Origin of the sequence: Rossellomorea vietnamensis NBRC 101237 (assembly GCF_001591825.1) — a bacterium.
GTDB lineage: Bacteria > Bacillota > Bacilli > Bacillales > Bacillaceae_B > Rossellomorea > Rossellomorea vietnamensis.
Window position 1 is genome coordinate 1 of the sequence record NZ_BCVQ01000027.1, and the last position, 24635, is coordinate 24635.

Below are 24635 nucleotides of genomic sequence, written 5' to 3' on the forward strand. Positions count from 1 at the left end.
CACCTGCAGCGGAAATCAACCAGCAGTCACTCATCCAAACGGTTTAAAACAACTAGCCAAATCAGCACCCAACCCAATAATCATACCCATTTCCCCTCAAATTTGCTAAAATTGACTTTTATCACTAAAAAATCAGAAATTAATAGTCAAAAAATGTCGTTAACATGGTATCATTATAGCAATGACAAATTATTAATGAAACATTCACATTCATATAGATGTCTACTGAATAGTTGAACAGGGGGCTTAAGATGCAATACGTCATCGCTGGAATAATACTTATCTTAATCGTATTCCTAATCGGATTTATCTCTAGAAAGAAATATTACGCCGAAATCGATCGGTATGAAGCCTGGAAAATAGATATTATGAACAAACCGGTTTCAGACGAACTTTCCAGAGTGAAGCAACTGAATATGACAGGTCAGACGGAAGAATTGTTTGACGGCTGGAGACAGGGTTGGGATGAGATTGTTGCTGTGCAGCTTCCTGATGTTGAAGAACTACTATTCGATGCAGAAGAGTACACTGATAAATTTCGCTTTAATAAAACCAAAGAGGTCCTGTCAAGAATCGATCAGGTTCTCACTGATATCGAAAAGAAGATCGAGCAGATCCTGAGCGAATTAAATGAACTGGTCGGCAGTGAAGAGAAGAACCGCGAAGAAATCCTGGCCCTTCAAGAAGAATTCCGAAACAGCAAGAAACAATTGCTCGCCTATCGTCATACATACGGTCAAACGGCAAAGCATATGGAAGCAGTCCTTGATAAGCTTTCTGAAAAAATCAATCAGTTCAATGAGCTGACAGAGCAGGGGAACTATCTGGACGCAAGGGAGATCGTCCTCAGCCTTGCAGAGGAAATGAAGTTGGTTGCCTACAAAATGGAGACGGTACCGAAACTGATCACCGACTTTGAGAACGTATTGCCGTCCCAATTGTCCGAGCTTGAAGCAGGATACATCGAGATGAAGGATCAGGGCTACACCCTTGATCATATTGAAGTGGACAAGGAAGTGGCCTCATTAAAGGAAACCCTTCAACACTTTAATAAAAACCTTGAGGAGCTTCAGGTCGAGGAAGTGGAAGAAGGCATACAGGAAATAAAAGTGAAGGTGGAAAGCCTTTACGATTTACTGGAAAAAGAAGTCCATGCCAAACATTTTGTAGAGCAGTATAGAGACCAAACGACGGAAGGGCTCATCAAGGCAAAGGAAGACAATGATGAGATTCAATCGGAAGTAAGCATCGTGAAGCAAGGCTACCATCTACATGATGCGGACCTTAGCACACCGAACGAGATTGATAAGAAGATCATCCAGCTCTCAAAGCGACATGAAATGTTGATGCATAAGGAAGAAACGAATGCGACGGCTTTCTCGAATTTAAGTGATGAGCTGAAAGATATCAGGAGTGGACTGGAAGAACTGAATCAACAGCAAAGTGAATTCTCCGTCTATCTGCAGAACCTCCGCAAGGATGAATTGGCTACAAGGGAAAAAATCCAGGAGCTTAAGAAAAAGGTGGCTGAAGCAAGCCGGATGATTTCAAAAAGCAATGTACCGGGATTGCCTGCCGATTACAAGGATCTTCTTGATGAAGTCCATCGTAAGATCGAGCAAGTGAATGCGAGCTTAACGGAAAAGCCTTTAAACATGAAGTTCATCCAGGAAACATTATTGGGTGCCGAGGATACGGTCGACCATTTCTATACGAAAACGGGAGATCTGATCGAGAATGTTCTTTTATCCGAGAAGATCATTCAGTACGGAAATCGCTACCGCAGCAAATATAGTTCGGTACGGGAAGGTCTTCAGACGGCTGAACAAGCCTTCCGTCAATATGATTACCGCAGAGCGTTGGAAGAAGCGGCCACAACCATCGAGAAGGTGGAGCCGGGCGCATTGAAGAAAATCGAGAAGATGATGGATCTTGAAGATCGATCATAAATAAAAGGACTGATGTAGATATTTCAATCTACATCAGTCCTTTTTTTATAAGACGATTGAACTTAACTGGCTTCAATCGTCCGTTTGGTTTGTCCTGCGAGTACGGCAATGACGAATCCGATGATGGCACCGATCATAGCCGGAACAATCCAGCCGATTCCTTGAGTATAGAACGGAAGGAATCCAAGAGATTGACTGATGGCCGTCACGTCGACGCCAGCGGTCTTGATGCCATCGATCAGACTGATCAGACCCGTTGGAATCAATGCCCCTACATACACAAGGGAGTAACCGTTGAATCCATTATGCAGGAATGATAAAAGAATCAGTACGATCGCCAATGGATAAATGAATATTAGAACAGGTAAAGAGACGGCAATCAACTGAGTCAATCCGATATTGGCGATGATCATGCTGAATAGAGAAATGATGATCACCAATTTAGGGTAGGATACCGGCAGGATCTTGGCGAAGAATTGTGAGCATGCCGACACAAGTCCGACTGATGTCGTAATGCACGCAAACGTAATCGCAAGTCCCAGGATGATCGTCCCCATTGAACCGAATAAATGGCTCGCTGCAGCTGAAAGGATCGCCCCACCGTTTGCCTGAACACCGATGGAATCCGTACTGCTCGCACCGATATAGCTTAAGGATAAATACACAAGGGCAAGTCCTGCAGCCGCAATGAATCCGGCAATGATCGTGATGCGTGTCAGGCTGGACTTATTGGTAATACCGCGGTCTTTGATGGAATTGATGACGACGATCCCGAACACTAAAGCAGCGATCGTATCCATGGTCAGGTATCCCTCGATGAATCCTTTGAATAATGGTCCATCCTGATAGGCTTCATGCGGTGCACCGAAGTCTCCCATCGGACTGATGATGCTTTTGACCACTAGAACTGTCAGGATGACAATGAGGGAAGGAGTCAAGATCTTCCCGATACGGTCGACTAGCTTTGACGGATTCATTGCAAGCCATGCCGTCAATCCAAAGAAGATAATCGTATAAATCAGTAAAGAGACACCGTATTTTGCTGTATCTTCAGGTAAGAAGGGGATGACCCCGATTTCATAGGCGACGGTCCCGGTCCGTGGTATTCCGAAAAACGGCCCGATCGCCAGGTACATAACAATGGTAAAGATAAGTCCGAATAATGGATGTACGCGGTTTGCGAGTGTCTGAAGATCCCCTCCGGACTTCGCAATGGCGATGACACCAAGCAGTGGTAGCCCCACTCCCGTAATAAGAAAGCCGATGATACCGGTCCAGACATGTTCTCCGGCCTGCTGCCCCAGGAATGGCGGGAAGATCATATTTCCTGCTCCAAGAAAAAGAGCGAAGAGCATTAATCCAATCGTCAAGATCTGACTGAATGATAGCGCTTTCTCGTTCATATATACCCCTCCGTTTGTAATCGTTATCATAAGCAAAAAATATCTTATCATAAGTTTGTAGAAAAATGTCGAAAAACTAAATAGTCTTACAATTTAGTATATTTAAATAACTTCCGTTTCTGCCACCTTTTAGATTCTCGCAAAAATTCTGTCATTTTTCAATAATAATTTTTGGAAAATGAAAAAATATTTGTGAATGATGTGAAAAATCGTTTTTCTACTATAATGAATCCTTATGCCGAAATGAATTTCATTTGGGATGGGCAGGATTTATGGTAAGATTAATGATTGAGTATAAAAGCGTCATGTAAAAGAAGGTGTAAACTTGATTTATTTTGATAATAGTGCGACAACCAAGCCATATAAGGAAGTGCTGGACACATTCCTGAAAGTAAATGAAAGCTATTATGCCAATCCATCGTCCATCCATTCGTTCGGTGGTCAGGTGGAAAAGTTAGTTCAACAATCCAGGGAGCAGATCGCTTCCCTATTAGGGATAAAAACAAAAGAGGTATTCTTCACCTCTGGCGGGACTGAATCAAATAATCTGGCGATAAAAGGAACCGCCCTGCAATACGGCAACAGAGGGAAGCATATTATTACGACCAAAATAGAGCATCCTTCCGTCATCAATGCCTTTAAGCAGTTAGAATCGTTTGGTTATACAACGACGTATCTCGATGTGGATCCAGAGGGCAAGGTCCGTCCCTCAGAATTGAAAGAGGCGATCCAGGATGACACGATCCTTGTTTCGGTGATGCAGGTGAATAATGAAATCGGGAGCGTGCAGCCCATCAGGGAGATCGCTGAGATCCTGAATGATTATCCCAAGATACTCTTTCATGTCGATGCCGTACAGGCATGCGGGAAGGTCCCCCTTATTCTCGACGAAAAGCTCATCGATTTATGCAGCCTATCCGCCCATAAAATTCATGGCATCAAAGGAACCGGCATGCTGTATGTGAGGGACGGACTTGAAATTTCGCCCATCCTCTCAGGAGGCGAGCAGGAAGGGAACCTCAGAAGCGGCACGGAAAACACCGGCGGGATCGTATCCTTCGCGAAGGCACTCCGGATGCATATGGAAGAAAGTAAACAGAAGTTGGTTATAATGGAAGAAAATCATCAATTCCTAAAGGAAGAGCTGGAGAAAATCGAAGGTGTGACGGTTCATACACCGGCACGGGATCACGCCCCCCATATTCTGAATTTTTCAGTGGCGGATTTTAAAGGGGAAGTACTCATTCACGCCCTCGACCGGCATGAAGTGTATGTATCGACGACAAGCGCTTGTTCATCAAAGCAAAGCAAGCCCAGTCAGACCCTCTTATCCATGGGTGTACCGGACAACCTTGCCGCTAATTCGATCCGGATCAGCCTGTCCTTCCATAATACGATGGAGGAATGCCAAGAATTTATTGGTTTACTAAATAAAGAAATTCAATACTTACAACATACAATGAGGAGATCAAGATGAAATATAATCGCATACTCGTACGATACGGTGAAATTTCAACCAAAGGAAGAAACCGTAAGATGTTCACAGCCAAGCTCCGTGAAAATATTTTGCACACGCTGAAGGATTTCCCGACGATTTCCGTTGCAGCGAGCCGGGATCGCCTCCACATTCAATTGGGAGACGAAAACGCAGAAGAAATCATTCCAAGACTTGAAAAGATTTTCGGGATCCAATCATTCAGTCCAGTCGTCAAAGTCCCTCAAAATATGGAGGACATCATGAAAGCAGGACTTGCTCTCGTTCAAAAGAGCTTTTCCCCCGGCAAAACCTTTAAAGTGGCTGCCAGAAGAGCGGATAAAAAGTTTGAACTCGACACGAATGAATTAAACTATGAAGTAGGGTCCTATATCCTCCGCAATTTGGATGGATTCAAGGTGGATGTAAAGAATCCAGACATTCAACTGAATGTGGAAGTGAGAAAAGAAGGCGTCTATCTCTCTTCTGAAATTTATCAAGGATCCACCGGAATGCCGGTCGGGGCGAGCGGGAAGGCGATGCTGATGCTTTCAGGCGGGATCGACAGTCCAGTCGCCGGTTATATGACGATGAAAAGAGGAGTGGAGATCGAAGCCGTCCATTTTCACAGCCCTCCGTTTACAAGTGAACGGGCGAAGCAAAAGGTAATCGACCTTTCGAAGAAGCTCTCTGCCTTCAGCGGAAAAGTGAAGCTGCATATCGTCCCATTTACGAAAGTGCAGCAAACGATTCATGATCAGGTTCCTGAAAACTATACGATGACGTCGACGAGACGGATGATGCTGAGGATCGCGGATCAGATCCGTGAGAAGAATGAAGGACTGGCACTCATTACCGGGGAAAGCCTCGGCCAGGTGGCGAGTCAGACGCTTGAGAGCATGCAGGCGATTAACGACGTCACGAATACACCGGTGTTACGACCGCTCATCGCCATGGACAAGCTTGAAATCATCGATATCGCGCAAAAAATCGATACCCATGACATTTCCATTCTTCCTTACGAAGACTGCTGTACGATCTTTACACCGCCTGCACCGAAAACTAGACCTAAAAAAGAAAAAGTGGAGTACTATGAAAGCTTCGTTGATTTCGAAACCCTCCTTACAGAAGCCGTGGACGGTACAGAAACGATGACAATCGACTTATCTACAGGCTCGAATGTAGAAAATACGTTTGACGGATTACTCTAAAAATTTAGGATAATTTACCAAAGAAAATAACTGTATGAAGCCATGTGTTTTGACACAATCTATATTCAACAAGGAGGTGAAAACACATGGCAAACAACAGTTCAAATCAATTAGTAGCTCCAGGAGCTCAACAAGCAATCGACCAAATGAAATACGAAATCGCTTCTGAATTCGGAGTTCAACTTGGTCCAGATGCAACAGCACGCGCTAACGGTTCTGTAGGTGGTGAAATCACTAAACGTTTAGTTCAAATGGCTGAACAACAAATCGGTGGCGGATATTCAAAATAATTAAATACAATGGCTACAAGGAGCGGGATTCCCCGCTCCTTTTCAATTTGTATAAAAAAGAAGGCTGTTTTTGAAAATTTAAGAAGCGAGTAGTGGTTGATTTCCGCTCCAGGTGCTCGCTTTCCGCCCGGAGGAAAGCGAAGTCTTGCACGGAAATCAATAGCGGTGCTACAAGTGAGCCTAAAAAATATTTTATAGAGATTGATCGTACTTAATCTAAATTTATTTATATCCCAGACCGTTTGTCGAATAATCTCACATATTGACGATGATAGAATATAACCAAATAATTTAAAAAATTAAAATTATTTTGTATAATAGAGAAGAATCGACAAACAAGGGGGAGTCATAAGTGAAGAGGGAAGAATTGATCGCACCGGAGAAGTACAATTTGGTGGAAGAAGTGGAGAAGTTTGCACGTGATGGAGAGAAGCTTGCCATCAAGTGGGAAAATGAAGAAGGTAAAAAAGAAGATATTACATACAAACAATTATTGAAGAATGTAAATAAAATTGGAAACGTTTTCTTAGGGGAGGGCCTTGAGAAAGGGGATGTCATCCTTGTCATGGTTCCCCGCTTAATTGAGGCATATGCTGTTTATCTTGCAGCACTAAAATCCGGGCTTGTCGTAATTCCAAGCTCTGAGATGCTTCGGACAAAGGATCTCGAATACCGGATCGATCACGGGGATGTGAAAGGAATTGTAGCGTATTCTCCGTTCGTCGAGCAGTTTGAAAACGTAAGGGGCATGGAAAATCTCAAGAAATTCGTAGTAGGGGAAGAGCAGGACGGCTGGCTTGCCATTGAAGAAGAAATGAAATCGGTCTCTGAAGATCTGTCATTCGCTGATACAAAACGGGCCGATATGGCCTTCCTTTCCTACACGTCAGGGACGACGGGAAATCCGAAAGGGGTTGTCCACACGCATGGATGGGCATACGCTCACCTGAAAACAGCGGCGCGTGAATGGCTGTGCATCGAAGAAGGGGATACGGTTTGGGCGACGGCAGGTCCAGGCTGGCAAAAGTGGATCTGGAGTCCGTTCCTGTCTGTCCTCGGTTCAGGTGCCACAGGTCTTGTGTACCAAGGGAAATTCGACCCGAACAAATATCTTCAGATGCTCGAGGATAACCATGTCAACGTCCTATGCTGCACGCCAACAGAGTATCGCCTGATGGCCAAAGTGGATAATCTGGGCACCTATAAGCTCGACCACCTGCACAGCGCCGTGTCGGCTGGGGAGCCGCTTAACAGGGAAGTCATCGATGCCTTCAAGAGACACTTCGAGATCGAAGTCCGTGACGGCTACGGTCAAACGGAGAACACCCTCCTTGTCGGGATCATGAAAGGGATGGAACTGAAACCGGGGTCCATGGGGAAACCGACGCCTGGGAATCGGGTCGAAATCATCAATGATGAAGGATACCCTTGTGAAGTCGGAGAAGTGGGAGACATCGCGGTTCACGTAGAGACGCCTGCCCTGTTCAAAAATTACTATAAAGATCCCGAACGGACGGCCATGCAGTTCAGGGGAGATTACTATATTACGGGAGATAAAGCGAAGAAGGATGAAGACGGCTACTTCTGGTTTGAAGGCCGTGGGGATGATATCATCATCAGTTCAGGCTACACGATCGGACCTTTCGAAGTGGAAGATGCCCTCGTGAAGCATCCATCGGTTCAGGAATGTGCCGTCGTGGGAAGTCCCGATGAAGTAAGGGGACTGATCGTAAAGGCGTTTGTCGTCTTACGCGAAGATGTGGAGCAAAACGATCCCGAACTGATCCCTTCCCTCCAACAGCATGTGAAAGACTTAACGGCTCCTTACAAATATCCGCGCAAGATTGAATTTGTGAAGGAATTGCCGAAAACGACATCAGGAAAAATCAGAAGGATTGAATTGAGACAAAAAGAACTGAGTTCAGTGAAAAACTGATCACGGATAGGGAGCCTATAAGGCTCTCTATTTTTTATGGTTTTTTCATTTCAGAATCTTCCTATAATATGATACATTTGAGAAATAGACTTTTAGGAAAGAAGGAAATGCATCATGGGTACTTTATGGAGAAACGGCACCATCTATACAATGCAACACGAAGGACATCATGTGGAAGCGGTTTTTACAGAGAACGGTCTGATCAAAGGTTTAGGTACAGCGGAAGAATTAGAGCGGAAGTTCACGATTGATTCAGTAGTGGATTTAGAGAAAAAGATCATGTTCCCGGGATTTGTCGATAGTCACATGCATCTCATCGGTCACGGTGAGACGTTGATGAGGCTTGATCTTTCCAGTATGAACAGCAAGCGTGAAGTGCTGGATGCCATCAAGGAAAAAGCCCAAGGCGTCGAAGAAGGAAAATGGATCATCGGGGAAGGCTGGAATGAGAATCTTTGGAGTGATGCAGCGGTCCTGACCAAGCAGGAAATCGATGCAGTCGTTCCGAACCATCCCGTGCTTCTAAAACGGATCTGCCGGCACGCCATGGTGGTGAATTCGCTTGCCTTCAAACATGCAGGCATCGACGAGAACACCCCGAATCCTGCAGGCGGCTTGATCGAACGAGATGATGAAGGCGGTTTAAATGGTTTATTAAAGGATAAGGCACAGGATCTGATGGTCGATGCCCTGCCTGCCATTTCCTCCGAGTATCTTGTCGAAGCCCTGACCAAAGGGATCGAAAGCTGCTGGGAGCATGGATTGGTCGGTGGACATACGGAGGACCTGAGCTATTACGGAAACTTCAAGAAAACATACAATGCGTTCCTTGAGGCCATTAATGAAGGCAATAGGAAATTCAGGGCTCATCTTCTCGTCCATCATGAAGTGATTGAGGATTGGAAGGAAGGTGGCCATAAGTTCCTGAGCGGAAATGAATTCATTGAGTTCGGCGCCATGAAAATTTTCGCCGATGGTGCATTGGGTGGCAGGACGGCACTGTTAAGCTATCCGTACGCCGATGATCCAAGCACGAATGGAGTCAGCATCCACACGAACGAGCGACTTCTTGAGCTTGTGAAAAAGGCAAGGAAGTATGAATTGCCGATTGCCGTCCATACGATCGGGGATCAGGCATTTGAAAATGTCGTAGACAGCATCCTGGAGGCACCTAGCCTTCATGGCAGACGGGACCGGCTCATCCATGCCCAGATCCTCCGAAAAGAACTGATCGAGAAGATCAAAGGGCTGCCTCTCATCCTGGATATCCAACCGAGGTTTGTGGCATCGGATTTCCCGTGGGTCGTTGAACGACTCGGAAAAGAAAACATGAAGTACAACTATGCGTGGAAAACGCTCCTTGACGAAGGCATCCCGTGTGCAGGCGGCTCGGATGCACCGATCGAACCGATCAATCCGCTTTGGGGAATCCATGCGGCGGTTACCCGTACGAATCCCCTGGACCCCGACAGGACCGTGTATCGTCCCGAAGAAAAACTGTCGATGTATGAAGCGATATCCCTTTTCACAAAGGGAAGCGCGTACGCCTGTCACCATGAGGAAGACCGAGGGGAGATCCGTGAAGGGTACACAGCAGACTTCACCGTCTTGGATATCGACCCGTTCAACGTCGATACGGACCAAATACTTGGCAAAGTCGTCGATATGACGATCGTCGACGAGACCATCGTCTATAAAAAAAATAAATAATCATTGCCCCCAAAACTTTTCACCGATATAATGGAGATATTTCGGAAATAGAAATAGTTTTGGGGGTGTTTTTATGAAGCAAGATCAAGCCGGGATCCTGTATACGGCATTTTCATACTTATTATGGGGGATACTGCCGATTTATTGGAAATGGGTCAATCATGTGTCGGCGGATGAAATCCTTGCCAACCGCATCTTTTGGTCGTTCTGGTTCATGCTTCTATTCTTGTTCGTCAGCAAGCGTTGGAAGGAATTCACCAACTATCTGAAAACATCTCTCACCAAAAAGAAGCAGTTATTCGCTTTGCTGCTTGCTTCACTGTTGATCAGTACGAACTGGTTTATCTACATATGGGCCGTGAATACGAATCAGATGGTGGAAGCAAGCCTGGGTTACTATATCAATCCATTGGTCAGCGTGCTGCTTGGCGTATTCATCCTGAAGGAAAGCCTGTCGAAGGCACAGGTCATCTCCTTTGGATTAGCCGCCATCGGGGTGCTGATCCTGACTCTTTCATACGGGGAATTTCCCTGGATTGCCATCGGACTCGCTTTCTCATTCGGCCTATACGGATTAGCCAAAAAGCTCATCCAGGTGGAATCATCCATCGGCCTTACACTCGAAACGATGACCATCGCACCAATATCTCTGATCTACCTTGGCTACATGTGGCAAGAAGGAACCCTTTCCCTCTTTCACGTTTCAGTAGGGACGGACCTTCTACTGATGGGAGCCGGGGCAGCGACAGCGATTCCATTATTGTTTTTCTCAAAGGGTGCCCAGCAGATCCCGCTGTACATGGTCGGATTTCTGCAGTATATCGCCCCGACGATCACATTGATACTCGGTATATTCATGTATCATGAAGAGTTTTCTGTTACCCATCTCGTTTCGTTCATGTTCATCTGGCTCGCCTTGACGGTCTTCACCGCATCGCGTGTACAGTATGCGAGGAAACGCAGACGGGATGCCAGATTGTCGGCATGATGAAAAACGCTCCAGTCATTTTGACTGGAGCGTTTTTGTGTGAAATTTAGTTAGTATTGTAAAACACCATTTTCAGAACCCATTCAACCTACAAAAACGAACGCTTCACTTTTTCCCAGAACGAGTTATCCTTCAATTTTACCGTTTTAATGACTTTGTCACTCAGTTTCGCTTCGACTTTTTCCACGTGCTGAATGCTTAATGCTTCATTGTCCATTCCCATGGCAGGGTAGTCGTTTCCGTCCTGGACGATCTTCAGTACGAGTCGGCGCTGGCCGCTCACGATGAAGGAGGATCCGAGTGTACGGTAGCGGTTGTTATTCAGGGAAGCCATTTCGCTCACCTGGATGCAAGGGAGCATGGGATCGACGACGGCGCCGTTGACGGATTTGTTATAAGCGGTGCTACCCGTCGGAGTCGCGAAGATCATGCCGTCGCCCCGGAATGTTTCGAAATGTTTGTCGTCGATGAAGACGTCCATGACGAAGGTTTTGATGATGCCGGAGCGGATGCTGAATTCATTCAGGCAGTGAAAGGACGTCTGATTGTCGACGGTCACTTCGATGGTCGGGTATTTACGTACTTCGATCTGCTCGGTTGTCATGGCTTCGATCATCTTGGATGTGTCATCAATATGGAAGTCACAGTACATGCTCAGCGTGCCGCCGGTTGAAATACCTGCATACAGGCAGTCCTCCCTGAAGCCGGTTTGCCGGACGGCCTGAAGGAATGTTCCGTCGCCTCCGATGCTGACGATGATATTCGCGTTCTTCGAAGATTCTACTATATTGAAGTCATATCGCCTTGCCAGTTCATATAATTGATCAAGTTTGGCCTGCATTCCTTCTTGATGAAGGGCATAGAAAAAGATATTTCGACGGTTATTCATCGTATGTACCTCCCAGGATAAAAGATAATTTTTCCCATTTACATGAAATTTTGCTAGAATCTAACTTAGTGAATATTCTATCATGTTTCCCCATGAGAATGATATTCATATCCTTACATAAGATAGGGTAAACGAGGGAGGAATATACAGATGAATGCAAAAAGGTGGACGGCATTAGGAATCGCTGGCGCATTATTCTTTGTTTCGGTAATCGTCAACTTTGCGACCTCTGCTGTGACAAGTGATGTTAATCAAGCATTTGAAGACATGTTCGGAGGGACGGACAATCCATTCTCCGAGGAAATCATCGATGAAGGGAATGCGAATAAACGGATCGCGGTCCTTGAAGTGGAAGGTGTCATCCAGGATACAGGTGGTGCAAGTTCCTTATTCGAAAGCCCGGGCTATAACCACGAGCTCTTTATGGATAAGCTTGATGCCGTTGAAAAAGACAAATCAGTCAAAGGGATCATTTTAAAAGTGAATTCTCCAGGCGGCGGTGTAGTGGAAAGTGCACAGATCCACTCGAAGCTAGTTGAAATCATGGAAAAAACGAAGAAGCCAATCTATGTATCGATGGGCGGTACGGCGGCATCCGGAGGCTACTACATATCAGCACCGGCTACAAAAATCTTCGCCAGCAAAGAAACGCTCACGGGTTCACTCGGGGTTATCATGCACAGCATCAACTACTCGGAACTTGCTGAGAAATACGGCGTCGATTTTGTCACGATCAAGAGTGGGCCGTATAAGGACATTATGAGTCCGACCCGTAAAATGACCGATGAAGAACGGAAGATCATTCAATCCATGATCGATAATTCGTATGAAGGTTTCGTGGATGTCATCGCTAAAGGCCGTGATATGTCTGAAGCGGAAGTGAAGAAGATTGCCGACGGACGTGTCTACGATGGAATCCAGGCGAAGGAAGTCAATCTGATTGATGAATTCGGCTATGTGGAAGATACGATTGCCGCGATGAAGAAGGATTATAAATTGAAAGATGCACAAGTATTTGAATACACGGCGGGCGATCCTTTCTCCGAATTCTTCAGTATGGGTGCAAAGAAAATGATGGGTCAGGATATGGAAGCGGCGGCACTGATGAAGCTTCTATCAAACCCGGGCTCTCCACGATTGATGTATCTCTATTCTGAATAAGGAAGGTGAATGAAGTGAGTGATCGCTATGAACATAATGAAACACGGGAGCATATCGAAGTCCAATCATCTTCTCCTGACTTTTCAAAGACCATCCCCCACGACGGATATTATTTGGCGGGATTCTGGATCCGATTCTGGGCGTATCTGGTCGATCTGATCGTCATCGGCAGCATCACGCGGCTGATCGTGAATCCAATCTTTAAACTATTGGACATTTCCTTATCCGACGGCTCGATGTTTGCCCCAATCTCAATTCTGACGAGCATCGTTTTTTACGGATACTTTATCCTGATGACGAAATACTTCAGCCAGACCATCGGCAAAATGGTATTCGGCATCCGGGTCATCGAGTTGAAGGGCACGAAGCCATCATGGGGAACCATCCTCTTCAGGGAACTGATCGGCCGGTTCATCTCGACGACCATCTTTATTTTATATGTGGTGGTGGCATTTACCCATAAGAAACAAGGGATCCATGATCTGTTTGCGGACACGACAGTGGTTCAGGAAAAGAAGAAGCTGGAATTTACTCCGGCTGTGTGAGGAAGAGAAGCAAACCTGCTGATGTGGCGGGTTTGTTTTTTTGTGTTTTAATTACATTTTATAGAAAATAACGCTATGACCTGATGAAATGACGCAATTATAAAAATTGTGACGTAATCTCCCGGGAAATGACGCAATAAGTCAAAAAATGACGCAATCACCACCCGAAAGGACGCAATCCCCATTCAGGACCCATCCTCAAGAGCCGATTCCCCCCACATTTTCATCTCACCGGAGTTTATTTTCCCCAACAAAGGCCATAATAAGAGGTTGAAGGGTGTGAATTTATGAGCTGGTGGATCTGGACGTTAATCATTATTGCGGCACTTTTTATTTTTCTATTATTCACTCTTATTATCACGAAGCTGACCATCACAATCTCCTTGTACCATGGAAATGACAATGATCATTTCAAGGTGAAGCTGAGGGCGTGGTTAGGTCTGATCAAATATACGATCGACATACCCCTCGTGAAGCTTGATGACGACGGTCCGAATGTTGTGGTCGAACAGGAAACGAAAAAAGGGAAGGAGAGCGATCCTTCCAAGAAAAAGGCTTCCAAAAAGAAGATCACGCCTCACGATTTCATTGCGAGTTTACATGATACAAAGGAAATCGTCATCCACGTCCAGTCCATGCACCGGATCATCCGTGGGTTTCTTAAAAAAGTCAAAATGGATCAGGTCGAGTGGAAGACTTTATTCGGGACAGGGGATGCGGCATCGACGGGGACGCTGACTGGTGCGATTTGGGGAATGAAGGGGAGTATCATAGGCATCCTGAGTGGGTATATACGCCTTCAATCTATGCCTGTCATCGAGGTGACCCCGACTTTTCAGCATGCAGTGATCCAAACGCAATTTTCATGTATTATCCAGTTTCGCATAGGGAATGCTATCCTAGTAGGTTTCAAGATACTTCGGTACTGGAGAGGCGGTATGGCTAAGTTCAAGACAAAGCCCCTTTCCACCATTTCTGGAGAAAAACATTCAGTTTAACTAGGAGGTCTTCATATGTCAGAACATCCGATTGAAGGTCTGATGACCACGGCAATGGAAAATTTAAAAGAAATGATCGATGTGAATACGATCATCGGTGATCCCGTTGAAACACCCGATGGAAGTGTCATCCTTACCGTTTCAAAGGTAGGCTTTGGGTTTGCTGCAGGTGGTAGTGAGTTCATCATCGACAGTAAGGGGAAAGACGACAGCGGTAAAGGCGGAGAAGGCGGCGGTGACAAGTCATCCCCTAAGCAGCAGCCGTTTGGCGGAGGTAGCGGGGGCGGTGTCTCCATTACACCGATCGCATTTTTGATCGTCAGTTCGAAAGGGATCAAGATGCTTCATTTAGATGAAAGCACTCACCTGATCGATCGCCTGCTGGACCTTGCTCCTGGTGCCATCGAAAAGATTCAGGGCATGATGAAAAAGGACGGCAATAAAGGGGATCAGAACGGACAGCACAATCAAAATCATAAGATGGAGCTGTAAATGATCGTGAGCTTACTCGACTGAGTGAGCTCATCTTTTTTTTGAAAAGGACCCCTATGATTTGCTTTCCCCCTCCCTTTTTCTGTACTATGAAAGGGTACATACTATTCATAGAGGAGGAACAAATAATGGCAAATATCACGTTTAAGAATAACCCTGTCACTCTATTAGGTAATGAGGTTAAAGTAGGCGACAAAGCTCCCAACTTCACAGTATTAGCTAATGATCTATCGGAAGTCACACTGAATGATTCCAAGGGCAAAGTACGTCTGATCAGTGTCGTTCCTTCCATCGATACAGGTGTTTGTGATGCACAGACACGCAAGTTCAATGAAGAAGCAACGAAATTTGATAATGTTGAAGTATTGACGATTTCAGTGGACCTTCCATTCGCACAAAAACGCTGGTGCGGAGCGAACGGAATCGAAAATGTCCAAACCCTTTCCGATCACCGCGATCTTTCTTTCGGTGAAGCATTCGGCGTGCACATCCAGGAACTTCGTCTTCTGGCACGTGCTGTATTCGTTGTAAACAGCAATGATGAAGTAACGTATGTGGAATATGTAAGCGAAGCGACTGACCATCCGGATTATGACGCTGCCGTAGAAGCAGTGAAAAACGCGAAGTAATCCGTCCAACCAGAATATTCTTTAAGACATGCTGACCTGACTTTCTCATGGTCAGCATTGTTTTTTTTACAAACGTCCCCGACAAAGGTAAAATAGATGAATGAAATTGTGATAAAGGAATGAATGCCCATGATAAATTCGCCAGTCGAATCATTATTTGGAATAATCGATGAAACGGCCACCCTGCTGAAGGATGAACTTGCCTGCAGTTATTTAGAAGCCGTTGCGGAAACGGTGGAGAACCTGTTTCAGGGGGACGTCCTCCAGGAAGAAGTCAGTGAACTGACCAAGAAGCGTCTGAACAAAAAATATGACGAAGCAAACGTTTCTCAACTTGAGAATGAAAATATCCGTAAAGCGTTCCAATTCGCTATTTTAAAAGGAATGAAGGAAAACGTACAGCCGAATCATCAAATGACGCCGGACTCACTTGGACTATTCATCAGCTACCTGGTGAATAAATTCACGGCGGGCATGAATAAGCTGACCGTCCTTGACCCTGCGATCGGAACGGGGAATCTCCTGACGACGGTGTTGAACCAGATGCCGGGTAAAGAAACCCAGTCCATCGGTGTCGAAATCGATGAAGTGCTCATCAAACTTGCCTACGTGGGAGCCGATCTTCAGAAGCATCCACTGCAGCTTTTTAACCAGGATTCATTGGAGCCGTTGTTCATCGATCCCGTCGACCTTGTCCTGTGTGACCTGCCAATTGGGTATTACCCGAACGACCTGCGCGCCCAGGATTATGAGCTGAAAGCGGATGAAGGCCACTCGTATGCCCATCATCTCTTCATCGAACAAAGCCTGAAGCATACGAAAGATGGCGGATACCTGTTCTTCATCGTGCCAAACGGCCTTTTCGAATCGCCGCATAGCGCACAGCTTCAAGGATATCTGAAAGAGAAAGCCGACATCCAGGGCTTCCTGCAGCTGCCACTTTCACTGTTTAAAAATAAAAACTCGGCGAAGAGCATCCTGATCCTTCAAAAGAAAAAAGAAGGAATCAAGCCTCCTAAAGAGGTATTGCTTGCTCAACTGCCAAGCCTATCGAATCAGAGAGCCCTTCAGGATATCCTGTCGAAGATTGATCAGTGGTTGGTACAGAATAAATAAAGACTGCCTTTTGGCGGTCTTTTATTTTTGGCGTTTTATTGAATGGGTGTTCGGGGTATGCAGGGAGTGAGGAGTTTATCGATGGTTTTTCAGTTTATCAACCGTTCCTTCAGGGAGTATTCGCATTTTTGTGAAAACATTTAATTTAACATGAAAACGATGTCATTTCAAGCTTTTTCTTGAAATAGGGTGGAGTCAGTGATTTAATGGGGAATTGAGAGATAAAAAACGATTCAATGAACAGAATAATGGTAGAGTCGATAGATCGAAAACAAAAGGAGCGATACAACGTGGCAAAAAAAGTGATTGCAATTAATGCTGGAAGCTCTTCGTTAAAGTTTCAGCTTTTTGATATGCCTGAAGAAACAGTCATTACTAAAGGTCTAATTGAACGTATCGGATTGAACGATGCGGTTTTCAATATAACAGTGAACGATGAGAAACGTGAAGAAGTAACGGATATCCCGAACCATGAAGTAGCGGTTAAAATGCTGCTAGAAAAGCTGACAGGCTATGGCATCATCAACTCACTTGATGAAATCGAAGGAATCGGACATCGTGTCGTACACGGTGGGGAAGTCTTCAATGAATCCGTTCTGATCACTGACGAAGTGATTAACAAAATCGAAGAACTTTCTGATCTGGCACCACTTCATAACCCTGCAAACTTAACGGGAATCAAGGCATTCCAAAGTGTGTTGCCGACTGTTCCTGCGGTTGCTGTGTTTGATACAGCGTTCCACCAAACGATGCCTGAAAGCTCATTCTTGTACAGCCTTCCGTATGAGTACTATGAAGATTTCGGAATCCGTAAATATGGTTTCCACGGTACGTCCCATAAGTATGTATCTCAGCGTGCAGCTGAAATGCTTGGCCGTCCGGAAGAGCAAGTGCGCCTGATTTCTTGCCATCTAGGGAATGGTGCAAGTATCGCAGCGATCGAAGGCGGTAAATCCATCGATACATCCATGGGCTTCACACCACTTGCCGGTGTTGCCATGGGGACTCGTTCAGGTAATATTGACCCGGCCCTTATCCCGTTCATTATGGAGAAAACAGGATCAACGGCTGATGAAGTATTGAATATCCTAAACAAGAAATCCGGTATGCTTGGTGTATCAGGATTCTCAAGTGACCTTCGTGATATCGAGATGCAGGCTTCAGAAGGTAACGAGCGTGCGGAACTGGCTCTTGAAGTGTTCGCTAACCGTATCCACAAATACATCGGTTCCTATGCATCACGCATGTACGGAGTAGACGCGATCGTCTTCACAGCAGGTATCGGTGAAAACAGTACATTGATCCGTGAAAAAGTCCTTCAAGGCTTGGAATTCATGGGCGTATACTGGGATCCTGCACGCAATCAGGTCCGTGGTAAAGAAGCATTCGTCAACTACCCGCATTCACCGGTAAAAGTCATGATCATTCCGACGAATGAAGAAGTCATGATCGCTCGTGATGTTGTGGAAAAAGGGAATATCTAATAAATGAAATGGGATCGCCAGCTATGGCGGTCCTGTTTTTTTGTTGGGAAAAAGAGGGACGGACCTCAAAAATGAGGAATCATGCGGAAAATGACCTGGATCATGCCGGATCTACGATAATCATGCGTGTATTTAAACTTTCATGCGAGATCCACTTCTATCATGCGACATACCAATGAATCATGCCGGATTGTCGGATTTTCTTTGCGAATAGAGAATACTGACTATTCCCACCATTATCCCCGTCACAAAGGATTTGTCCATTCCATATATGGTATACTATACGTAATTTAAGGAATGTAAGGAGTGGAGAGAAGTGAACTGGTCAGAACGAGATAATCAGGTATGGCAGTCGATCAAGGCTTGGAGAGAAGAGTTGTATGAATATGAAGCGAATGATTTGGAGCATACATATGTGAAATGGCTGGATTACGCGTTTGAATCGATTCCTGAAGATGTTCAGGATCAGTTTTTTCAGCGTGTTGATGGCTGGTTATTTCATATGCATTCCCTGATTCAAGGTTCACAGATGCAAAATGACGCACGGGAGCGGATCCTTGTGACGGCGCGGGCTTTCAATCAGGACATTCAGACGGTCGAGGATCTTCATTATTTAACGATTGACCAGCTTCATTACATAGCGGAACAGCATGCGGGACGCCATCGCATCTATTCCCTGTTGCAGGGAGGGGTAACGGGTACCGGGGGGCTGGTGGCTCTTGGATCGGATCTGCCTGCCATGCTCGTTATCAATCTCCGTTCGGTGCAGCTCATTGCCATCACGTATGGATTCGATGTTCAGACTCCGTTTGAAATGATGACCTCACTGAAGGTGTTTCATGCGGCGACTCTTCCTTCAAGGCTCCGTGCCCTTGCGTGGGAGGATCTGATGGAGGACTTGAACAAGAAGGATTCCAATTACTTCTACGACGGGTCGGAGCAGTTGACGGACTATACGTGGCTCGAGGGGTCCATGAAGCAGGCACTGAAAGCGATGGCCATCACCATGTTTAAGGGGAAGAAGTGGTCGGGTCTGCCTCTTGTCAGCATTGCCATCGGAGCGGGATCCAATTATCAGCTTTCCAGGAAGATCACTGATTTTGCCGAAAAATATTATCAATACCGCTATTTGCGCGATAAGAAAAATGAACAATAAAAAAGGGAATGATGTGTTCAACGCATCATTCCCTTTCTGTTTTTTCCGGATTGGTCCGGTACCAGAGCCATAAATCATTGATTTCCGAAGCCCGTTCAGAAATTTCATGATTGATCATGCAGGACCGTTCAAAATCTTCTTCCCCAGCCAGTTCATCCTGAAGGCGCTCGATCTTCTCATCAATTTCCCCGATCCGGTCTGGAATCGTTCCCCGGACTCGCTCCCACTCAAGGAGAATCACTTCCTGTTCTTCTGATGAATACAACGGCCATTCCTTCAACTGCAATGGAAGGTGGATGCCAAGTCTTGAATCATATGAAAAAAATTCGTTCCTCATCTATCTGCATGCTCCTCACATTTCATTCTTCTTTCATCCTACAATAAATTCTGCGTGAAGCCCAGTACGAAGGGTATGTCACCAATTGTCCATAAAATAATTATACAAATTTATGAATAAGTATTGATGTATCCCTCGGAAACTGCTAATATAAATTCATCTTAAAGAATAAATATTCATTAATATAGAAAATCAACAGGAGGAGATACGGATGAATAAAAAAGTGGTATTAGCCTACTCAGGTGGTTTGGATACGTCGGTTGCAGTTCAATGGTTAAAAGAAAAAGGATACGAAGTCATTGCATGCTGCCTGGATGTCGGGGAAGGAAAGGACCTTGATTTTGTACAGGAAAAAGCATTGACGGTTGGAGCGTCTAAAAGCTATGTGATCGACGCCAAAGAAGAGTTCGCAAATGATTACGCGCTTATCGCTTTGCAAAGTCATGCACTTTACGAAGGAAAATACCCACTGGTGTCCGCTCTATCAAGACCGTTGATTGCAAAAAAACTTGTAGAAATTGCCGAACAGGAAAACGCAACGGCAGTGGCACATGGCTGCACGGGGAAAGGTAATGACCAGGTTAGATTCGAGGTGTCCATCGCGGCATTAAATCCAAATTTAGAAGTAATCGCCCCGGTTCGTGAATGGAAATGGTCACGTGAAGAGGAAATTGAATATGCGAAAGACAAGGGGATTCCGATTCCCATCAATCTTGATTCACCATACAGCATCGACCAGAATCTTTGGGGTAGAAGCAATGAGTGCGGGGTGCTGGAAAATCCTTGGGCTGCACCACCGGAAGATGCATACGATCTAACATCAAGCATCGAAGAATCGCCAAATGAAGCGGATGTAGTTGAAATCACGTTCTCAAAAGGCGTGCCTGTTGAACTGAATCAAGTGGCATATCCTCTTGATGAAATCATTGCGAAACTGAATGTGCTGGCCGGTAAGCACGGAGTCGGCCGTATCGATCATGTGGAAAACCGTCTTGTGGGGATCAAGTCACGTGAAGTCTACGAATGTCCGGCTGCCATGACCCTGTTAAAAGCTCATAAGGAACTGGAAGACCTGACATTGGTGAAAGAAGTTGCCCATTTCAAACCGGTGATCGAGAAAAAAATGACCGAATTAATTTATGAGGGACTTTGGTTCTCTCCATTAAATAAAGCGTTGAAGGCCTTCCTTGATCAAACGCAAGTGTATGTAAATGGTGTCGTACGCGTGAAATTATTCAAAGGCCATGCCATCGTCGAAGGAAGAAAATCACCGAATTCCCTGTATGATGAAAACCTTGCAACGTACACAAAAGCGGATGAATTCGATCATGATGCTGCCATTGGATTCATTCAACTATGGGGTCTGCCGACGAAGGTGTCTTCCATGGTCAACGCTGAGAAGAAAGAGAAAGTCACTCTATGAGTAAGCTGTGGGGAGGACGTTTCACCAAGAAGCCGGAAGAGTGGGTGGATGAATTCAATGCATCCATCTCATTCGACCAGGAGCTCGTACTGGAGGACATTGAAGGCAGCATCGCCCATGTGAAAATGTTGAAAAAGTGCGGGATCCTGACAGATAGTGAATCCGATCAGATCCTCGATGGCCTCCATGTGCTGTATGGAAAAGCTGAAAAGAATGAGCTTCAGTTTTCCGTTGAGTATGAGGACATTCATTTGAATCTGGAGAAGCATCTGATCGATTTAATCGGTGAGGTCGGCGGCAAGCTCCACACGGGCAGAAGCCGTAACGACCAGGTGGCGACAGACATGCATCTCTTTTTAAAAAGACGTGTGGAAGAAATCGTCAAGCTCGTTGAGGAACTTCAGGAAGCGATCATAGTCCAGGCGGAGGACAACGTAGAAACGATCATTCCGGGATACACTCATCTGCAGCGTGCCCAGCCGATTTCGTTCGCTCATCATCTGATGTGTTATTTCTGGATGCTGAACCGTGATAAGGAGCGACTCGCTGATTCCCTGAAAAGAATCGATATCTCCCCATTGGGAGCAGGTGCACTGGCAGGGACGACATTCCCCATCGACAGGGAATATTCAGCTGAGCTTCTTGGTTTCGGTTCGTGCTATGAAAATAGTCTCGATGCCGTAAGTGACCGTGATTTCATCCTGGAATTCCTGAGCAACAGCTCGATCATGATGACCCATCTTTCCCGCCTTGCGGAAGAGATGATCCTGTGGTCCACGGAAGAGTTTCGATTCATCGAGCTCGATGACAGTTTCACGACTGGAAGCAGCATCATGCCGCAGAAGAAGAATCCGGATATGGCGGAGCTTGTCAGAGGGAAGACGGGCAGAGTGAATGGAAATCTCATTTCTCTTCTCACTGTGTTGAAAGGTCTGCCCCTTGCATACAACAAGGACATGCAGGAAGACAAGGAAGGCATGTTCGATACGGTGAAGACCGTCGTGGGATCACTTAAGATCTTTACGGGCATGATTTCGACGATGAAGGTGAACAGTGAACAGATGAAGGAAGCGGTCGGGAATGATTTTTCCAATGCGACAGAGCTTGCGGATTACTTGGCGACGAAGGGGATTCCGTTCAGACAGGCCCATGAAATCGTCGGGAAGCTTGTGCTGTATTGCATCGAGAAGGGCTGCTATCTGAAGGATGTATCGATTGAGGAGTATGGTGAGTTTTCTTCGTTGATCGAGGAGGATATTTATTCGATTCTGACTCCGTATTCGGCTGTAGAGAGACGGAAGTCGTATGGTGGTACTGGATTTGAGCAGGTGAAGGTGCAGATTGGGAAGGGGAAGGTTGAGTTAGGGGCTTTTGTTGAACAATCTGTGTAGAAGAAAAAGAAGCGATTGGGGTGAACGAGTCTCCCTCAACCGCTTCTTTCTTTTTTTGATGGATTAAAGATAATAAATCAATCTTCCACTTCTTCCGTTCTGACAACCAGTACGTCGCAGTGGGCAGCCCGGGTGATGTGTTCGGAGACGCTGCCGATGAGGAAGCGTTCGACGGCGTTGAGGCCGGTGGCTCCGCATATGATGAGGTCTGCTTTGACGTTTTTGTTTGCTTCTCTTGGGATGATCACTTTCGGGGAGCCGTATTCGACATAGGTTTTGACTTTGGTCAATCCGGCTTTCCCCGCTTCTTCTTTGTACTCGTTTAATAATTCTTCAGCATACTTGATGGCTCTTTCTCCCACAGTGCGGTCGTAGGATTCGATGGCCGCGAAAGAGCGGGTGTCGATGACGTGGATCAGGGAAAGAACGGCGTCGTTCCGTTTGGCGATGGCAATCGCTTTTTTGAAGGCCCATTCTGCTTCCCTGGATCCATCTACAGCTACTAATATGTTGTGATATTTTAAACTCATTGTGATCCCCTCCTTACATTCATCATACTATATTTTCCCACTTATATCTGTAGCCAATTTTCGAACAATAAAGGAGAATCGACTACTTATTTTTAAGGGGGAATCACCATGAAGAAGAGAGATCCGAAAGAGCAGTTCACATATGATGAAAATGCGAACCAGCAGGTAAGTCAGCAGATCATGGATTCATATACGAGCGGTGTCATCGATACGGAGAATGGTCAGTATGGTACGTATGAAAACGAACAATATGAAGAGTAGGTAAAGGAAAAGCTTGCAGAGAAAGTTAATGTTTCTGCAAGCTCTTTTTTATGGCTTAAGCTCCCCTGAATGAAAAGGTCCGTCCCTTCTGCTACAATACTTTATATTATAAAGAGAATAGGAGGTCACGGCATGAAGAAACCTGTGATCATTGTCGGGGCAGGCCTGAGCGGTCTCAGGGCCGCTTCCCTTCTCCACACGCAAGGCGTTGAGAGTGTGGTCCTTGAAGCCCGGGGAAGAATCGGAGGGAGAGTCATGAGCGAGACCATCGGAGGGACGGACCTTGGGAAAGTGGACCTCGGACCGACGTGGTTCTGGCCTGACTATGAGCCGCTCATCACACGTCTTGTAAAGGAGCTCGGTTTACAGACGTTCCTGCAGCATACGGAAGGAGCCCTTCTCTATGACCAGTCAGAAAATACTGTTCCCGAACGGCATGTGTTACCGGAAGGGGCTGTACAAAGATCTTTCAGGCTGCATGGCGGTGTGGAGGCACTCATTGATGCCGTCCATGATACTCTTCCGCCCGGTACTGTTCAGTTGAATACAACCGTAAAAACAATCAGGATGGATAACGGTGGCGACATCACGGTCGAAGCTGATGAGCAAGGCGGGAAGAAGGAATGGAAGGCAGAAGCTGTGATTCTTGCCATGCCACCACGACTTGTGGCACGACATCTTTCATTCTCACCTTCTCTTCCGGAAGCCCTTATCCAAAGCATGCTTGAAATGCCGACTTGGATGGCGGGACAGGCAAAGGCAATAGCCATTTATGAACGGCCTTTCTGGCGGAAGGATGATCTTTCGGGTCAGGTAACGAGCTGGGCAGGTCCCCTTCAGGAAATACATGACGCTTCACCAGATAAAGGGGCAGGTGCTTTGTTTGGATTCTTCGGGATGCCGGCTGCAACGCGCAGGGAGCTGGGTGAGGATAAAATAGTGGAACTTGTCCTGGAACAGCTGAAACGCTTATTCGGTGAGCAGGCGGGTTCGCCAATCTCCCTTCTGTACAAGGACTGGTCAGATGACCCACATACTGCGGTAAAAGAAGATGCTGAACCGCTTATGAATTTTCCTGAATATGGTCCACTTGGGCATGCAGGTGTGTGGGAAAGGAAAATCCTATTTGCCGGAACCGAAACAGCAGCCGAAAGTGGCGGTCATCTCGAAGGTGCTCTCCGGTCGGCTGAGCGTACGGTTTCCAGATTACTGGAGAACCCATATAAATAAAGAGAGAGCCATCACATAAACCCTGTGATGGC

At 45.9% G+C, this 24635-nt stretch carries 23 protein-coding genes; 19 read left to right on the forward strand and 4 right to left on the reverse strand.

Annotated elements, in window-relative coordinates; genetic code table 11:
• Window positions 1–251: 251 nt before the first annotated feature.
• A complete protein-coding gene (gene ezrA / locus BVI01S_RS13975) occupies window positions 252–1949 on the forward strand; it encodes a septation ring formation regulator EzrA (protein WP_061810656.1) in 1698 nt (565 codons plus the stop codon).
• 62 nt (window positions 1950–2011) lie between these two features.
• Here ezrA and brnQ read toward each other — a convergent pair whose 3' ends face one another.
• Window positions 2012–3352: a branched-chain amino acid transport system II carrier protein gene (gene brnQ / locus BVI01S_RS13980; RefSeq protein WP_061810658.1), complete on the reverse strand. Its 1341-nt coding sequence runs from the start codon at window positions 3350–3352 to the stop codon at window positions 2012–2014.
• Between the two features lie 325 nt (window positions 3353–3677).
• On the opposite strand from brnQ, the gene BVI01S_RS13985 reads away from it, so the two are divergent.
• The 6 genes from BVI01S_RS13985 (at window position 3678) to rarD (ending at window position 10961) form a co-directional block, all read left to right on the forward strand.
• Window positions 3678–4829 (forward strand): cysteine desulfurase family protein, encoded by a 1152-nt coding sequence (locus tag BVI01S_RS13985; protein ID WP_061810660.1) that lies wholly within the window; start codon window positions 3678–3680, stop codon window positions 4827–4829.
• Window positions 4826–6037, forward strand: a complete 1212-nt coding sequence (gene thiI / locus BVI01S_RS13990) for a tRNA uracil 4-sulfurtransferase ThiI (RefSeq protein ID WP_061810662.1) — start codon at window positions 4826–4828, stop codon at window positions 6035–6037. Before BVI01S_RS13985 ends, thiI begins: the two co-directional genes overlap by 4 nt.
• Window positions 6038–6123: 86 nt before the next feature.
• Entirely contained in the window at window positions 6124–6327 is a 204-nt protein-coding gene (locus BVI01S_RS13995) for an alpha/beta-type small acid-soluble spore protein (RefSeq protein WP_034765764.1), read from the forward strand.
• Between the two features lie 352 nt (window positions 6328–6679).
• Window positions 6680–8263 (forward strand): acyl-CoA synthetase MbcS, encoded by a 1584-nt coding sequence (mbcS, locus tag BVI01S_RS14000; RefSeq protein ID WP_061810664.1) that lies wholly within the window; start codon window positions 6680–6682, stop codon window positions 8261–8263.
• Window positions 8264–8377: 114 nt separating this feature from the next.
• Window positions 8378–9973: an amidohydrolase gene (locus BVI01S_RS14005; protein WP_061810666.1), complete on the forward strand. Its 1596-nt coding sequence runs from the start codon at window positions 8378–8380 to the stop codon at window positions 9971–9973.
• Between the two features lie 73 nt (window positions 9974–10046).
• Complete coding sequence (gene rarD / locus BVI01S_RS14010) at window positions 10047–10961, forward strand: EamA family transporter RarD (RefSeq protein ID WP_034756193.1); 915 nt, start codon at window positions 10047–10049, stop codon at window positions 10959–10961.
• An 88-nt stretch (window positions 10962–11049) separates the two neighbouring features.
• Here the strand turns inward: rarD and BVI01S_RS14015 are convergent, their stop codons facing one another.
• Window positions 11050–11850 (reverse strand): NAD kinase, encoded by an 801-nt coding sequence (locus BVI01S_RS14015; protein WP_034756196.1) that lies wholly within the window; start codon window positions 11848–11850, stop codon window positions 11050–11052.
• A gap of 150 nt (window positions 11851–12000) precedes the next feature.
• Here BVI01S_RS14015 and sppA point away from each other — a divergent pair, with 150 nt between their 5' ends.
• From sppA to BVI01S_RS14055, 8 genes are all read left to right on the forward strand, one after another.
• Window positions 12001–13011, forward strand: coding sequence for a signal peptide peptidase SppA (gene sppA / locus BVI01S_RS14020; RefSeq protein WP_061810667.1), 1011 nt, complete (start codon window positions 12001–12003; stop codon window positions 13009–13011).
• A gap of 92 nt (window positions 13012–13103) precedes the next feature.
• Complete coding sequence (locus tag BVI01S_RS14025; protein ID WP_034760383.1) at window positions 13104–13556, forward strand: RDD family protein; 453 nt, start codon at window positions 13104–13106, stop codon at window positions 13554–13556.
• 287 nt (window positions 13557–13843) lie between these two features.
• Complete coding sequence (locus BVI01S_RS14030) at window positions 13844–14554, forward strand: DUF2953 domain-containing protein (RefSeq protein WP_061810669.1); 711 nt, start codon at window positions 13844–13846, stop codon at window positions 14552–14554.
• A 15-nt stretch (window positions 14555–14569) separates the two neighbouring features.
• Entirely contained in the window at window positions 14570–15046 is a 477-nt protein-coding gene (ytfJ, locus tag BVI01S_RS14035; protein WP_034756205.1) for a GerW family sporulation protein, read from the forward strand.
• 128 nt (window positions 15047–15174) lie between these two features.
• Window positions 15175–15675 (forward strand): thiol peroxidase, encoded by a 501-nt coding sequence (gene tpx, locus BVI01S_RS14040; RefSeq protein WP_034756208.1) that lies wholly within the window; start codon window positions 15175–15177, stop codon window positions 15673–15675.
• 129 nt (window positions 15676–15804) lie between these two features.
• The gene (locus tag BVI01S_RS14045; protein ID WP_408005903.1) at window positions 15805–16791 is read left to right on the forward strand and encodes a class I SAM-dependent methyltransferase; all 987 of its coding nucleotides are present in this window, start codon (window positions 15805–15807) and stop codon (window positions 16789–16791) included.
• A gap of 290 nt (window positions 16792–17081) precedes the next feature.
• Window positions 17082–18275, forward strand: a complete 1194-nt coding sequence (locus tag BVI01S_RS14050; RefSeq protein WP_034756211.1) for an acetate kinase — start codon at window positions 17082–17084, stop codon at window positions 18273–18275.
• Window positions 18276–18591: 316 nt separating this feature from the next.
• Window positions 18592–19431: an EcsC family protein gene (locus BVI01S_RS14055; RefSeq protein ID WP_061810670.1), complete on the forward strand. Its 840-nt coding sequence runs from the start codon at window positions 18592–18594 to the stop codon at window positions 19429–19431.
• A gap of 25 nt (window positions 19432–19456) precedes the next feature.
• Here BVI01S_RS14055 and BVI01S_RS14060 read toward each other — a convergent pair whose 3' ends face one another.
• Entirely contained in the window at window positions 19457–19768 is a 312-nt protein-coding gene (locus BVI01S_RS14060) for a hypothetical protein (protein ID WP_061810672.1), read from the reverse strand.
• Window positions 19769–19979: 211 nt separating this feature from the next.
• Between BVI01S_RS14060 and BVI01S_RS14065 the strand changes: the two genes are divergently transcribed.
• Window positions 19980–21191: an argininosuccinate synthase gene (locus BVI01S_RS14065; protein WP_061810673.1), complete on the forward strand. Its 1212-nt coding sequence runs from the start codon at window positions 19980–19982 to the stop codon at window positions 21189–21191.
• Window positions 21188–22582: an argininosuccinate lyase gene (gene argH, locus BVI01S_RS14070; RefSeq protein WP_061810674.1), complete on the forward strand. Its 1395-nt coding sequence runs from the start codon at window positions 21188–21190 to the stop codon at window positions 22580–22582. The genes BVI01S_RS14065 and argH overlap by 4 nt, the downstream gene beginning before the upstream one ends.
• Before the next feature lie 77 nt (window positions 22583–22659).
• Here the strand turns inward: argH and BVI01S_RS14075 are convergent, their stop codons facing one another.
• Window positions 22660–23112, reverse strand: coding sequence for a universal stress protein (locus tag BVI01S_RS14075; RefSeq protein ID WP_034756224.1), 453 nt, complete (start codon window positions 23110–23112; stop codon window positions 22660–22662).
• 108 nt (window positions 23113–23220) lie between these two features.
• Between BVI01S_RS14075 and BVI01S_RS22765 the strand changes: the two genes are divergently transcribed.
• Both BVI01S_RS22765 and BVI01S_RS14080 read left to right on the forward strand, forming a co-directional pair.
• Window positions 23221–23373 carry a hypothetical protein gene (locus BVI01S_RS22765; RefSeq protein WP_167562120.1) on the forward strand — a complete coding sequence of 51 codons (153 nt, stop codon included), beginning with the start codon at window positions 23221–23223 and terminating at the stop codon, window positions 23371–23373.
• 132 nt (window positions 23374–23505) lie between these two features.
• Window positions 23506–24603 (forward strand): flavin monoamine oxidase family protein, encoded by a 1098-nt coding sequence (locus BVI01S_RS14080; RefSeq protein WP_061810676.1) that lies wholly within the window; start codon window positions 23506–23508, stop codon window positions 24601–24603.
• Window positions 24604–24635: the final 32 nt, after the last annotated feature.

What these genes read in the sequence shown, in the direction of transcription:
- BVI01S_RS14030 (WP_061810669.1), top strand. Translation starts at nt 13,844, where the DNA reads ATGAGCTGGTGGATCTGGACGTTAATCATTATTGCGGCACTTTTTATT.
- tpx (WP_034756208.1), top strand. Translation starts at nt 15,175, where the DNA reads ATGGCAAATATCACGTTTAAGAATAACCCTGTCACTCTATTAGGTAAT.
- BVI01S_RS14005 (WP_061810666.1), top strand. Translation starts at nt 8,378, where the DNA reads ATGGGTACTTTATGGAGAAACGGCACCATCTATACAATGCAACACGAA.
- brnQ (WP_061810658.1), bottom strand. Translation starts at nt 3,352, where the DNA reads ATGAACGAGAAAGCGCTATCATTCAGTCAGATCTTGACGATTGGATTA.
- ytfJ (WP_034756205.1), top strand. Translation starts at nt 14,570, where the DNA reads ATGTCAGAACATCCGATTGAAGGTCTGATGACCACGGCAATGGAAAAT.
- BVI01S_RS14015 (WP_034756196.1), bottom strand. Translation starts at nt 11,850, where the DNA reads ATGAATAACCGTCGAAATATCTTTTTCTATGCCCTTCATCAAGAAGGA.
- rarD (WP_034756193.1), top strand. Translation starts at nt 10,047, where the DNA reads ATGAAGCAAGATCAAGCCGGGATCCTGTATACGGCATTTTCATACTTA.
- sppA (WP_061810667.1), top strand. Translation starts at nt 12,001, where the DNA reads ATGAATGCAAAAAGGTGGACGGCATTAGGAATCGCTGGCGCATTATTC.
- argH (WP_061810674.1), top strand. Translation starts at nt 21,188, where the DNA reads ATGAGTAAGCTGTGGGGAGGACGTTTCACCAAGAAGCCGGAAGAGTGG.
- ezrA (WP_061810656.1), top strand. Translation starts at nt 252, where the DNA reads ATGCAATACGTCATCGCTGGAATAATACTTATCTTAATCGTATTCCTA.
- BVI01S_RS22765 (WP_167562120.1), top strand. Translation starts at nt 23,221, where the DNA reads ATGAAGAAGAGAGATCCGAAAGAGCAGTTCACATATGATGAAAATGCG.
- BVI01S_RS14075 (WP_034756224.1), bottom strand. Translation starts at nt 23,112, where the DNA reads ATGAGTTTAAAATATCACAACATATTAGTAGCTGTAGATGGATCCAGG.
- BVI01S_RS14060 (WP_061810672.1), bottom strand. Translation starts at nt 19,768, where the DNA reads ATGAGGAACGAATTTTTTTCATATGATTCAAGACTTGGCATCCACCTT.
- BVI01S_RS14080 (WP_061810676.1), top strand. Translation starts at nt 23,506, where the DNA reads ATGAAGAAACCTGTGATCATTGTCGGGGCAGGCCTGAGCGGTCTCAGG.
- BVI01S_RS14065 (WP_061810673.1), top strand. Translation starts at nt 19,980, where the DNA reads ATGAATAAAAAAGTGGTATTAGCCTACTCAGGTGGTTTGGATACGTCG.
- BVI01S_RS13995 (WP_034765764.1), top strand. Translation starts at nt 6,124, where the DNA reads ATGGCAAACAACAGTTCAAATCAATTAGTAGCTCCAGGAGCTCAACAA.
- BVI01S_RS14045 (WP_408005903.1), top strand. Translation starts at nt 15,805, where the DNA reads ATGATAAATTCGCCAGTCGAATCATTATTTGGAATAATCGATGAAACG.
- thiI (WP_061810662.1), top strand. Translation starts at nt 4,826, where the DNA reads ATGAAATATAATCGCATACTCGTACGATACGGTGAAATTTCAACCAAA.